Below are 13,426 nucleotides of genomic sequence, written 5' to 3' on the forward strand. Positions count from 1 at the left end.
TCTTGTTGTCCTCAAGGCCAGGCAGGCTCATACACAGCACGGTTCACGCCATACGAACGATGGCTTCAGATGTTGATAAAACTCTTGGGCGGTTGATGCAGGCTGATTTTCGCGTCATAGAGCAGGTTGATCAACTCGACGATCATAATCGCCGTCAGGCCCCAGATTTTGAATTCACCATAACGGTAACTTGGCACGTACCAGCTACGGCCCTGGTAATCGATGCGATGGGTGTGTTCGCGCGGGTCCTTGCGGAAGAATTCCAGCGGCACACTAAAGACGGCAGCTATCTCGGCATCGTTGGCCCGATACTCTACAAAATCCGGAATCACCCCGACATAAGGCGTGACCTTGATGCCGTGCAATGAGATCAGCGGGCTAAGCGGGCCGATCACTTCAACCAGACCTGGCGGCAGGCCGATTTCTTCTTCGGCCTCACGTAGCGCGGTGAAAATCAGGTCAGGGTCCTCGGGATCGCGTCGACCGCCGGGAAAGGCCACTTCACCACCATGGGTCGAGAGCCCGCTGGCGCGCAGGGTCAGAACCAGTTCCGGTTCATCACTGCGAGTGATGGGCACCAATACCGCGGCTTCAGGGAAACGTTTGTCGGTTTCCAGTGTGCGTGGAGTGTGGTTGCTTACTCGATGCAGTAGCTCGTCCAGCATGAGACTTCTCGATTTATTAGCCGTAGGGTCTGTTGACGTTTGCTGGCGAGCCGCGTTGCGCGCCATTCAGGAACCCAAGCATGAAATTTTGCAGTCAGTGCGGCAACCCGGTGACCCAGCGCATTCCCGAAGGCGATTCGCGCCTGCGATTTGTCTGCGACAGCTGCCATACGATTCACTACCAGAACCCCAACATCGTCGCCGGTTGTGTTGCAACCTGGGGCTCGAAAGTGTTGCTGTGTCGACGCGCCATCGAGCCGCGGCTCGGTTACTGGACCCTGCCTGCCGGTTTCATGGAAAACGGTGAAACCATCGAGCAGGCGGCCATCCGCGAAACCGCCGAAGAAGCCTGCGCCCGGGTACGCAACCTGAGTATCTATACGTTGATCGACGTGCCACACATCAGCCAGGTGCACGTATTCTTTCGCGCAGAGCTTGTGGACCTGGACTTTTCAGCCGGGCCCGAAAGCCTGGAAGTGCAGCTTTTCGAAGAAGCCGACATCCCTTGGTCCGACCTGGCTTTCCGCACGGTGGGCCGTACCCTAGAATGCTTCTTTGCTGACCGGAGGACCGAGGTCTATCCCGTGCGGTCCGAATCGATCCCGCCGCTGGCTCAGCATGCCATCACTTAAAACATCTATAACTAAAATAGCCGACACCTCTAGGGATATCGTTTCAATGCGCTGGTTGCTTGCCGTGTTTTGCTTGTCGTTCATTGCCATGTCACAGGCTTCCGTTGCGGAAACCCTGAATGGCGGAGCCATCGAAAAAATCCTGATCTTGAAATCCGCCCACCAATTGCAATTGATCAATGACGGCAAACCGCTCAAGACCTATCGCATATCCTTGGGCAAGCATCCCCAAGGCCCAAAACTGATGGAGGGTGACAAACGCACGCCTGAAGGCCTCTATTGGGTGGACTGGCGCAAGGTCAGCGACCGCTTCAATCTGGCGATGCACATCTCCTACCCGAACATCAGCGACTCCGCCCGTTCGCGCCGAGAGGGTGTCGAACCCGGAGGCATGATCATGATCCACGGTACGCCGGACACCGAGGAAAACCCTGAAAACCTGTTCCACACCCTGGACTGGACCGACGGCTGCATCGCCATGCGCAACATGGACATGCGCGAAGTCTGGAACCTGGTGCCGGACGGCACGATGATTGAAATCCGCCCGTAACACCCGGCAATGATCGTTCCTGCGCTCCGCGTGGGAATGATCTGAATCGCTACCTTCGGTCGCCAGCAAAAAAATAATTTCAAAAGTTCGCAGCCTGTGACTACGCCTGCCGGGGTGATACCAATTCCCCGCGCAAGCGTCACCGCAGACTGCGATCTTTGCGTTCAAAACCCCCATCGTTAATACCACTTCAATCCACCACCCTATAAGCCCGCTCATCAGGACGGGCTTGTGCACGCCTACAGCAAAGTACTGGCATTGACATGGTATTTAAGTGGTATTAGTTTCGCCCCACAACCGGGCGACAACAATCCTACATCCGCATCGGACCAAAACTACATGAACGACCTCCAGGCCCTACGCCCTGACGACACCCAACCCACGCCGTTGTACCTGCAACTGGCGCGTAATCTGGAAGCCGCGATCCATGCCGGCCAATGGAAAGCCGAGCAAGCGATGCCCTCGGAGCGCAATCTTAGTGAATTGCTGGGCATCTCCCGCGTCACCGCACGCAAAGCGCTGGAAGTCCTGTTCGAGCAAGGCCTGATCCGTCGCAATCAAGGTTCCGGCACCTTCATTACCCCTCGCCTGGAACAACCACTGTCACGGCTCTCGGGCTTCAGCGAAATGCTCCGGCTCAAAGGCTTCGTTCCCGGCTCGCAATGGCTGGAACGTGAGATCACCCCGCCGACCCACGAAGAACTGATTCGCCTGGGTCTCTCGCCCAACGACAAGGTCGCGCGCCTCAAACGTCTGCGCAAAGCCGACGACACGGTAATGGCCATCGAGATGAGCACCCTGCCCGCATCGATCATTCCCAAGCCGCATACCGTGGGCGACTCCCTCTACGAATACCTCGATGGCATCGGCAAACCGGTCGTGCGCGCGTTGCAACACATCCAGGCGATCAACGCCTCGGACGAGTTCGCCTCTTTGGTCGGCATCGCCCCCGGCACCGCCATGCTGCTGATGACCCGGGTCGGCTACCTGGAAGACAACACCCCCATCGAAGTCACCGATACCTATTGCCGCAACGATTACTACGACTTTGTGGCAGAGCTGCGCCGCTAAACGAGAGAGCTGATCATGTCCGAAGACAACATCCTCACAACCCACGGCTGGGTTCGCGGCCGGCTGATTCACGAGCACGGTAAAGTCGTGTCGATCGAAGGTGTGCCCTGCGATCCGTGCGAAAACGATTTGCCTTACCTGCTGCCGGGTTTCATCGACCTGCACGTACATGGCGGCGGTGGCAAAGACATCATGGAAGGCGCAAGTGCTTTCGAGACCATTACCAGAACCCATGTGCGCTTCGGCACGACGTCGCTGCTGGCGACCACCATGACCGCGCCGAGCGAAGAGATTTCCAGCGTGCTCAAAGCGGTCGGCGAGTTCTGTGAGCAGCGCCCGACCGGCAGCGCCCGCGTACTCGGTGTGCACCTCGAAGGCCCGTACATCAACCCCGGCAAACTCGGCGCCCAGCCGAACTTCGCCCACACCGCATTGATGGCTGAGGTCGAAGAATACCTGGCGCTGGCACCCATCCGGGTGATCACAATTGCCCCGGAAATCGCGGGGCATGACGCTCTGATCCGCGCCCTCAGCGCTCGCGGCGTGCGCATGCAGATCGGCCATACCCTCGGCAGTTACGAGGAAGGCGTCGCTGCGCTGGCGGCCGGCGCCAGCAGTTTCACTCATCTCTATAACGCCATGAGCCCGTTGCATCACCGTGAGCCGGGCATTGTCGGCGCGGCGCTGGCCCACGCCAAATACGCCGAGCTGATCCCGGACTTGCTCCACGTACACCCCGGCGCAATCCGCGTGGCCCTGCGCTCGATCCCTTGCCTGTATTGCGTCACCGATTCCACCGCCGCCGCTGGCATGCCGGACGGTGAATACAAACTCGGCAGCCACACCGTGACCAAATGTCTGGGCGGTGTGCGCTTGCCCGACGGCACGCTGGCCGGCAGCACCCTGACCATGGATCAGGCATTGCGCAATCTGGTGAAAATCGGTTTGCCGATCAGCGAAGCCTCGCAGCGTCTTTCTCAATTCCCCGCCGATTACCTCGGCCTTCAAGAACGCGGCCGCCTCACCCCCGGCAGCTGGGCCGACTGCGTACGGCTGGATCGCTCACTCACACTGACCGCCGTCATGGTCGAAGGAGAAGACATTGACTTCAAAAATGCTTGAAGAGGCGCTGTCCTCGTTTGAGGCCGTGCAAGCCCAACTGCAACAGCTCGACCCACAGATGATCGAGATCGCCGGACGCCTGCGTCGTCAGCCGCCGCAAGTGGTCATGACCGTCGCGCGCGGCAGCTCCGATCATGCCGCCAGTTACTTCGCTTACCTGACCATGCAACTGCTAGGCATTCCGGTGGCGTCGTTGCCGATGTCGGTAGTGACCATGCAGCAAGCGCCGTTGAAGGTCAGTGGCCAAGTGGCGTTCGCCTTCTCGCAGTCCGGACAAAGTCCTGACCTGGTGAACAGCCTGCGCCTGCTGCGCAAGCGCGGCGCGTTGAGCATTTCCATGGTCAACGCCGAAGGTTCGCCATTGGAAGCGGCGTGTGAATTCAGCCTGCCGCTGTTGGCTGGCACCGAAAGCAGCGTCGCCGCGACCAAAAGTTTTATCGCGACGCTTAGCGCCAGTGCCCGCCTGATCGCGCATTGGAAAGACGATGTCGAAATGCTGGAAGCGAGCAACGCCCTGCCGGAAGGTCTGCGTGATGCGGCGCAGCAGGACTGGAGCGCAGCCATCGACGCCCTGCGCGACTGCCAGCGCCTGATGGTGATCGGTCGTGGCGCCGGTTTCGCAATCGCCCAGGAAGCTGCGCTGAAGTTCAAGGAGACCTCGGCGATTCAGGCTGAAGCGTTCAGCAGCGCCGAAGTCCGCCACGGCCCGATGGCATTGATCGACGAAAACTATCCACTGCTGATCTTCGCCCCTCGCGGTGTCGAGCAGGCCGGCTTGTTGAGCCTCGCCGCCGACATGCGCCAACGCGGTGCCCGGGTGTTGCTGGCAGCGCCCGATGACATCGCCGAACGCGACCTCACCCTGACCCGCGCCGAACACCCGAGCCTCGACCCGATCCTGGCGATCCAGAGCTTCTATGTCATGGCCGCCGGTTTAGCGGTCACCCGTGGAATGGACCCGGATCAACCCCGGCACTTGAGCAAAGTCACGCGCACGCACTAATCGAACGGCAAACGAATTACCCCGTAGCAGCTGTCGAGTGTAACGAGGCTGCGATCTTTTGATCCTGCTTTGAACCGATCGCAGCCTCGTTGCACTCGACAGCTGCTACAGGGCCAGTTGATCCGAACTGTTGTTTTTTAATGAGACCGAGCCATGCATAACAACAATAAAGAGCTGACCCTCAGCGCCCCGCTCAGCGGCCCGGTGCTCACGCTCGCCAGAGTCCCGGACCCGGTGTTCGCCAGCGGCGCCATGGGCGACGGGATCGCCATCGACCCGCTGAACGACACCCTTCACGCACCCTGCGCCGGCGTGGTGGTCCATGTGGCCCGGACCGGACACGCGATCACCTTGCGCGCCGACAACGGCGCCGAACTGCTGCTGCATCTGGGCCTCGACACGGTCGAGTTGCAGGGCGAAGGCTTCTCGATGCTGGTCAAGGAAGGCGCGCGTGTCAGCAATGGCCAGCCGCTGTTGCGCTATGACCTGGACAAGGTTGCGCAGCAGTGCAAAAGCCTGGTCAGCCTGATGATCCTGACCAACAGCGAGGATTTTCAAGCGCGGCCGATCACTCTCAAATCGGTGAAGGTCGGCGAGCCGCTGCTGCACATCATTCGCCGAGTGGCACCCGGTGCGCAGGCTGACGCGGTGCCCTCGGGCGAAGAAATCGTCGGCCACGTGTGCATCGCCCATCGGGGTGGTTTGCATGCCCGGCCAGCGGCGCTGATCCGGCAAACGGCACAAGGCTTCAAAAGTAAATCGCAGCTGCATTTCGCCGGCAAATCGGCGAGCTGTGACAGCTTGATCGGCTTGATGGCACTGGCCGTCGGCGAACAGGACGAAGTGCAAGTCAGCAGCCGGGGACCGGATGCCGAAGCGGCACTGCAAGCGTTGCTGCTGGCCTTGTCCACGGCGCTGGCCGAAGACAACCACGCAGGCGCTCCCACACCGAGTGTCCAGCGCCATCGAGCGCCCGAAGCCGGCGTGCTGCACGGTGTTTGCGCCGCACCAGGGTTGGTCGCCGGGCCGTTGTTCCGGTTGAACGCGATCAGCCTGCCGGTGGACGCCGGCCACCACGATTCCGAGCAACAACTGCTAGCCCTCGAGACTGCGCTGAATGTCGTTCGCAACGACATCGACCACACGCGGGCCCAGGCAAAGAAGAACAAGAACACTGACGAAGAAGCGATCTTCGCCGCGCACCTCGCCCTGCTCGAAGACCCGGCACTGCTGGACGTGGCGAACACATCCATCGCCCAAGGCAAGGCAGCGACTCACGCCTGGAGCCAATCGATCGAGGCACAGTGCGAGGTTCTCCAACAACTGGGCAGCCCGTTGCTGRCCGAACGCGCCAACGATCTGCGCGACCTCAAACAACGCGTGTTGCGCGCCTTGCTCGGCGAAACCTGGCATTACGACGTACCGGCGGGCGCCATCGTCGCCGCGCATGAACTGACCCCGTCCGATCTGTTGCAACTGAGCCAGCAAGGCGTCGCCGGGTTGTGCATGGCCGAGGGCGGCGCGACGTCCCACGTGGCGATTCTTGCCCGCGGCAAAGGTCTGCCCTGCATGGTGGCGCTGGGTTCGACATTGCTTGCGCAACCGCAAGGCCAGGCGATGGTGCTGGACGCCGATGGCGGTCGCCTCGAACTGGCGCCGACCACCGAACGCCTGGCTCAAGTGCGCCAGGCACAGCTCGATCATCAACAACGTCGCGCCGAGCAACAGGCTCAGGCCCATACCCCGGCGTTGACCCGCGACGGTGTACAGATCGAAGTGGCCGCCAATGTTGCGTCCAGCGCTGAAGCCGCCGACGCGCTGGCCAATGGCGCCGATGGCGTCGGTCTGCTGCGAACCGAGTTTCTGTTTGTCGACCGCCACACCGCGCCGGACGAAGAAGAACAACGGATCGCCTATCAAGCCGTGCTCGATGCCATGGGCAACAAGTCGGTGATCATCCGCACCATCGATGTCGGCGGCGACAAGCAACTCGACTATTTGCCCTTGCCGGCCGAGGCCAATCCGGTGCTTGGCCTGCGCGGTATTCGCCTCGCTCAGGTCCGCCCGGAATTACTCGATCAGCAATTGCGTGCGCTGCTGCACATCAGCCCGCTGTCGCGTTGTCGCATTCTGTTGCCGATGGTCACTGAGGTCGACGAACTGCTGCACATCCGTCGACGCCTTGATGCGCTGTGTTCTGAGCTCGGTGTCAGTGAGCGACCGGAACTGGGGGTGATGATCGAAGTCCCGGCCGCGGCATTGCTGGCCGAGCAGTTGGCAGAACACGCGGACTTCCTGTCCATCGGTACCAACGATTTGTCCCAGTACACCCTGGCCATGGATCGCGACCACGCCGGCCTCGCTTCGCGCGTCGACGCCCTGCATCCGGCGCTGCTGCGACTGATTGCGCAAACCTGCGCCGGGGCGGCAGCGCATCACCGCTGGGTCGGCGTCTGCGGCGCACTCGCCTCCGACCCGCTGGCCACGCCTGTATTGATTGGCCTGGGCGTGCGCGAGTTGTCGGTCAGCCCGGTGCAAATCGGTGAAATCAAAGACCGGGTCCGTCATTTGGACGCCAATGAATGCCGACGCATCAGCCACGACCTGCTCAAGTTGAGCAGCGCGGCGGCCGTGCGTCACGCCTGTCATCAGCAATGGCCTCTGAGCTGAAGAACAACTACAGCTCTAAAACAAAAAGAACACAGGGAAAACCGCCATGTACCAACTTTTCATCGAGGGCCTGCAGCGCCTCGGCCGCGCACTGATGCTGCCGATCGCGATCCTGCCTATTGCCGGATTGCTGCTGCGCCTGGGCGATACCGATTTGCTGAACATCGCGATCATCCACGATGCCGGCCAGGTGATATTCGCCAATCTGGCGATGATCTTCGCCATCGGCATCGCGGTCGGTTTCGCCAAGGACAACAACGGCACCGCAGGCTTGGCCGGGGTGATTGGTTACCTGGTGATGATCTCCACCCTCAAGGTGCTGGATGCGAGCATCAACATGGGCATGCTTGCCGGGATCGTCAGCGGTTTGATGGCCGGTGCGCTGTACAACCGCTTCAAGGACATCAAGCTGCCGGAGTATCTGGCATTCTTCGGTGGCCGGCGCTTTGTGCCGATTGTTACCGGGTTTGCCGCTGTCGGGCTTGGCGTGGTGTTCGGTCTGATCTGGCCGCCGATCCAGCAAGGTATCAACAGCTTCGGTGCCCTGCTGATGGAAAGCGGCAGCATCGGCGCTTTCGTCTTCGGTGTGCTCAACCGCCTGCTGATCGTCACTGGCCTGCATCACATCATCAACAACATGGCGTGGTTCGTCTTCGGTAACTTCACCGACCCGACCACGGGTGCACTGGTGACCGGCGATATCTCACGCTACTTTGCCGGCGACCCCAAGGGCGGCCAATTCACCACCGGCATGTTCCCGATGATGCTCTTCGGCCTGCCCGCCGCGTGCCTGGCGATGTACCGCAACGCCCTGCCGGAACGGCGCAAGGTCATGGGCGGGATTTTCCTGTCAATGGCGCTCACCTCGTTCCTTACCGGTGTGACTGAACCCGTCGAATTCGCTTTCATGTTCCTCGCGCCATTGCTCTTTTTATTGCATGCGCTGCTGACGGGCCTGTCGATGGCGATCACCAATGCGCTGAACATCCATCTGGGGTTCACCTTCTCCGGCGGTTTCATAGACATGATTCTCGGCTGGGGCAAGTCCACCAATGGCTGGTTGGTGGTGCCCGTCGGACTGGCCTATGCGGTGATCTACTACGTGGTGTTCGACTTCTGCATTCGCCGCTTCAACCTCAAGACGCCAGGACGTGAAGAGGTGTCTGCTGGCGAGAAGGTCGTGGTCACTGAAAACGAACGGGCCGGGGCGTATATCAAGGCGCTGGGTGGAGCGCAGAATTTGATCACAGTCGGCGCCTGCACGACACGGTTGCGACTGGACATGGTGGATCGCAACCAGGCAAACGATGCCGAGTTGAAAGCGCTGGGGGCGATGGCGGTTGTGCGTCCAGGTAAAGGCGGGAGTTTGCAGGTGGTGGTCGGACCGATGGCGGACAGCATTGCAGATGAGATCCGCTTGGCGATGCCGGCGTTGGGACGCGCCATTGTGTCTTCTCCTGCTGATGTGATCGATGCGCCGAAACCTGCTGCGGTAGCCATTCCGGAAGCGCAGCAATGGCTGAATGCGTTGGGGGGCGGCGAGAACGTATTGCAGATGGACTGCATCGCCATGACCCGGATCCGGCTGCAACTGGCGGATGGCAAGTCGCTGTCGGAGTGTGATTTGAAGGCGCTGGGGTGTCTGGGTGTCAGTCAGTTGGAGGGTGGTATTTGGCACCTGCTGATTGGAGACAAAGCCGCGAATTTGAGCGATGCACTGGAAGCGCTGGTGAATCGTAGTGAGGTGAGTGCCAAGGTCTGAATCTCTGACGCCTGGCAACCCGTCATCGCGAGCAGGCTCGCTCCCACAATGGTTCGGCGTACATAGATCCACTGTGGGAGCGAGCCCTAAATAACACCTTGGACTCAACGCCCGCAGCAGACCATGACCGGCCCTGCGGGCTTGTTCATTTCAACTATCCCTGCGGATCGGGATGCCCCCCACTTAAGCTCAAGCAGACGTTGCGCGCTGCTTCGCCTCGTAATGCCGAGTCTGGAATGGCATGAGAGCTTGAGCCTTCAGGCCGAGGCCTTCATTCAGCCCTCAAGAGACGGCAAGTACATCACAGCGCCTACGAAGGGGTACGACTGCATATGGCGCCTCCCCTTGCTTGGAAGTCGAGTACGCAAAAAGCTCAAGAGCATTGAGGGTTTCCGACACGCGGCTATCGGACACGCACGCAAAACGAGTAAACCGTTCGAGCAAATAGCCTGCACGCCGAACTTCCACCTCATCAGTGTGGCAGTTCAGAAAAGCAGTTACTTCACTCTCAAGATTCAAACTAGAGTACCAAACAGCTTTGGCAGCGCTGACCAGCGCAGCGTCATCTGCTTGATTCAAAGGTTTTTTGACCAAGGTGTCCAGGGCGGATGAGAGGACGTGACCGCTATGGGGCGTCGCCATCTGTAGTCTCCAGGTAATCTTGAGTAATTGCGTCCGGCGATTCCATCTTTGAACCTCAAGTGGATTGAAGTGTTTGTGATGGACAAAGGTTGGACGTGGCACTTCCGACGGACAACCTGAAAAAATTGTCGGATATTTCCTCGAGCGATGTAGCCGTTACAGCGCCGCACCGCAGCTCCCACAGGGAATGTGTACACCTGCAAGAGATTGGTCGGCTTTCAGGCCGCCTTCGCTGGCAAGCCAGCTCCTACAGTAGATCGGCGTACCGCCTTTGCTCYTCACCACTCATCAGGCCGAGCGTTAGCTCGCCTGCAGCTTTTGATCTTGATCCACCCGCCCCTTCGGGAGGCTGAGTGGAGGTGTTCATCCGGGGAGTGRCGCGTAGCGCCGTTCGACGCAGTCGAACACGCTGCATGTAGGTCGAAGCGAAGCCGACCGGAGGGCAGTGTCCCCGGATGGATACCGGAGCGAAGGAACGCCGAGCCTTAGCGAGGGGCCGGACGCTCGGGGCGAGCCTTTTTTTGCTTACTTTTTTTTGGCGTTTGAAAAAAAAGTGAGGCGCCGTAAGGGCGAAACCCTAAGTGGCCGTTACCGCAGAAACGGATATATACACCAAAACCAACAACATGGTCGGCCCGTAGGCCGCCAAGTCAAAAGCACCTGTCCAAACCCTGAACACACACTCTGAAATATCCCGAACCATTGAAACCACCCCCCACCTGCCCCATCTAACACCCATACCCAATGCGCAGGTGCCCCATGAGCGACCAGCAAGAATTCCCCGAAGACCCAAACGAGTACGACGAAGCCGAGCAAATCGAACACCACACCACCGGCAAAGGCCTCGCCCTGCCCGGCCAGAACCTGCCGGACAAGGTCTACATCATCCCGATCCACAACCGCCCATTCTTCCCGGCCCAAGTGCTGCCGGTCATCGTCAATGAAGAACCGTGGGCCGAGACACTGGACCTGGTCAGCAAAGCCGATCACCACTCCCTGGCCCTGTTCTACATGGACGCCCCCCAGGAAGACCCGCGCCACTTCAACACCAGCGCACTGCCGGAGTACGGCACGCTGGTCAAGGTGCACCACGCCAGTCGTGAAAACGGCAAACTGCAATTCGTCGCCCAGGGCCTGACCCGGGTGCGCATCAAAACCTGGCTCAAGCACCACCGCCCGCCGTACCTGGTGGAAGTCGAATACCCGCACCAGCCGACCGAGCCGACCGACGAGGTCAAGGCTTACGGCATGGCGCTGATCAACGCGATCAAGGAACTGCTGCCGCTCAACCCGCTGTACAGCGAAGAGCTGAAAAACTACCTCAACCGCTTCAGCCCCAACGATCCGTCGCCGCTGACCGATTTCGCCGCCGCCCTGACCTCGGCCACCGGCAGCGAGCTGCAAGAAGTGCTCGACTGTGTGCCAATGCTCAAGCGCATGGAAAAAGTCCTGCCGATGCTGCGCAAGGAAGTCGAAGTCGCACGCCTGCAAAAAGAGATTTCCGCCGAAGTTAATCGCAAGATCGGCGAGCATCAGCGTGAATTCTTCCTCAAGGAACAACTCAAAGTCATTCAGCAAGAGCTGGGCCTGACCAAGGACGACCGCAGCGCCGACATTGAGCAGTTCGAGCAACGCCTGACTGGCAAAGTGCTCTCTGCGCAGGCGCAGAAACGCATCGAAGAGGAAATGAACAAGCTGTCGATCCTCGAGACCGGCTCACCGGAGTACGCGGTCACCCGTAACTACCTCGACTGGGCGACCTCAGTGCCGTGGGGCGTGTACGGCGAGGACAAACTCGACCTCAAGCACGCGCGCAAGGTCCTCGACAAACACCACGCCGGCCTCGATGACATCAAGGACCGCATCCTCGAATTCCTCGCGGTCGGTGCTTACAAAGGCGAGATCAGCGGCTCCATCGTTTTGCTGGTCGGCCCACCGGGTGTGGGTAAAACCAGTGTCGGCAAATCCATCGCCGAATCCTTGGGCCGACCGTTCTACCGCTTCAGCCTCGGTGGCATGCGCGACGAAGCCGAGATCAAGGGCCATCGCCGCACATACATCGGCGCGCAACCGGGCAAACTGGTGCAGGCGTTGAAAGACGTCGAAGTGATGAACCCGGTGATCATGCTCGACGAAATCGACAAGATGGGCCAAAGCTACCAGGGCGACCCGGCCTCGGCGCTGCTGGAAACCCTCGACCCGGAACAGAACGTCGAATTCCTCGACCACTACCTGGACCTGCGTCTGGACCTGTCGAAAGTGCTGTTCGTGTGCACCGCAAACACCTTGGACTCGATCCCCGGCCCGTTGCTGGACCGCATGGAAGTGATTCGCCTGTCGGGTTACATCACCGAAGAAAAAATCGCCATCGCCAAACGCCACCTGTGGCCCAAGCAACTGGAAAAGGCCGGTGTGTCCAAAGGCAGCCTGAGTATCAGCGACAGTGCCCTCAAAGCATTGATCGACGGTTATGCCCGTGAAGCCGGCGTGCGTCAGTTGGAGAAACAATTGGGCAAACTGGTGCGCAAAGCCGTGGTGAAGTTGATCGACGAACCCAAAGCAGTGATCAAACTCGGCCCGAAAGACCTCGAAGCCTCACTCGGTCATCCGGTGTTCCGCAACGAGCAAGTGCTGTCCGGCACCGGCGTTATCACCGGTCTTGCCTGGACCAGCATGGGCGGCGCGACCTTGCCGATTGAAGCGACGCGGATCCACACGCTGAACCGTGGCTTCAAACTCACCGGGCAATTGGGTGACGTGATGAAAGAGTCGGCGGAAATCGCCTACAGCTACGTCAGCTCCAATCTGAAGTCGTTTGGCGGTGATCCGAAGTTCTTCGACGAAGCTTTCGTCCACCTGCACGTCCCGGAAGGCGCCACCCCCAAAGACGGCCCGAGCGCTGGCGTGACCATGGCCAGTGCCCTGCTCTCGCTCGCACGCAACCAGCCGCCGAAAAAAGGCGTGGCAATGACCGGCGAACTGACATTGACCGGGCATGTCCTGCCGATTGGCGGGGTGCGTGAGAAGGTGATTGCAGCGCGGCGGCAGAAGATCTTTGAATTGATCTTGCCGGAACCTAACCGTGGCAGTTTTGATGAACTGCCGGACTATCTGAAGGAAGGGATTACCGTGCACTTCGCCAAGCGTTTTGCGGATGTGGCGAAGATATTGTTCTGACCTGACTAATACGCTGCCAATCTCGATTGGCAGCGTTCGCTTTATGCTTTAAATAACGCCCCCCTATAGAGAAATGATATTGAACACTGTTATTTATGACAGTGGACGCTGCCGTCAACACTTCCCTAGATT

The 13,426-nt window shown here is 59.8% G+C and carries 10 protein-coding genes; 8 read left to right on the plus strand and 2 right to left on the minus strand.

Annotated features, from left to right (window positions below; genetic code table 11):
- Positions 1 to 65: 65 nt before the first annotated feature.
- A complete protein-coding gene (locus AC1DWM_RS04315; protein ID WP_223512025.1) occupies positions 66 to 665 on the minus strand; it encodes a CoA pyrophosphatase in 600 nt (199 codons plus the stop codon).
- 80 nt (positions 666 to 745) lie between these two features.
- On the opposite strand from AC1DWM_RS04315, the gene AC1DWM_RS04320 reads away from it, so the two are divergent.
- From AC1DWM_RS04320 to nagE, 7 genes are all read left to right on the plus strand, one after another.
- Positions 746 to 1,297, plus strand: a complete 552-nt coding sequence (locus AC1DWM_RS04320; RefSeq protein WP_223512027.1) for an NUDIX hydrolase — start codon at positions 746 to 748, stop codon at positions 1,295 to 1,297.
- Positions 1,298 to 1,343: 46 nt separating this feature from the next.
- Entirely contained in the window at positions 1,344 to 1,847 is a 504-nt protein-coding gene (locus AC1DWM_RS04325; RefSeq protein ID WP_223512029.1) for a L,D-transpeptidase family protein, read from the plus strand.
- A 339-nt stretch (positions 1,848 to 2,186) separates the two neighbouring features.
- A complete protein-coding gene (locus AC1DWM_RS04330) occupies positions 2,187 to 2,918 on the plus strand; it encodes a GntR family transcriptional regulator (RefSeq protein ID WP_477794692.1) in 732 nt (243 codons plus the stop codon).
- A gap of 15 nt (positions 2,919 to 2,933) precedes the next feature.
- Positions 2,934 to 4,040: an N-acetylglucosamine-6-phosphate deacetylase gene (nagA, locus tag AC1DWM_RS04335; protein ID WP_223512031.1), complete on the plus strand. Its 1,107-nt coding sequence runs from the start codon at positions 2,934 to 2,936 to the stop codon at positions 4,038 to 4,040.
- On the plus strand, positions 4,021 to 5,043 hold the full coding sequence (locus tag AC1DWM_RS04340) for an SIS domain-containing protein (RefSeq protein WP_477794693.1): 1,023 nt from the start codon (positions 4,021 to 4,023) through the stop codon (positions 5,041 to 5,043). Before nagA ends, AC1DWM_RS04340 begins: the two co-directional genes overlap by 20 nt.
- A 153-nt stretch (positions 5,044 to 5,196) precedes the next feature.
- Positions 5,197 to 7,713 carry a phosphoenolpyruvate--protein phosphotransferase gene (gene ptsP / locus AC1DWM_RS04345; RefSeq protein ID WP_477794694.1) on the plus strand — a complete coding sequence of 839 codons (2,517 nt, stop codon included), beginning with the start codon at positions 5,197 to 5,199 and terminating at the stop codon, positions 7,711 to 7,713.
- Positions 7,714 to 7,759: 46 nt separating this feature from the next.
- Complete coding sequence (gene nagE / locus AC1DWM_RS04350) at positions 7,760 to 9,475, plus strand: N-acetylglucosamine-specific PTS transporter subunit IIBC (protein ID WP_477794695.1); 1,716 nt, start codon at positions 7,760 to 7,762, stop codon at positions 9,473 to 9,475.
- A gap of 282 nt (positions 9,476 to 9,757) precedes the next feature.
- Here the strand turns inward: nagE and AC1DWM_RS04355 are convergent, their stop codons facing one another.
- Positions 9,758 to 10,117, minus strand: coding sequence for a hypothetical protein (locus tag AC1DWM_RS04355; RefSeq protein ID WP_477794696.1), 360 nt, complete (start codon positions 10,115 to 10,117; stop codon positions 9,758 to 9,760).
- Between the two features lie 759 nt (positions 10,118 to 10,876).
- On the opposite strand from AC1DWM_RS04355, the gene lon reads away from it, so the two are divergent.
- Positions 10,877 to 13,294 (plus strand): endopeptidase La, encoded by a 2,418-nt coding sequence (gene lon / locus AC1DWM_RS04360; protein ID WP_477794697.1) that lies wholly within the window; start codon positions 10,877 to 10,879, stop codon positions 13,292 to 13,294.
- Positions 13,295 to 13,426 lie beyond the last annotated feature (132 nt).

The organism is Pseudomonas sp. P4_C8, from assembly GCF_056401975.1.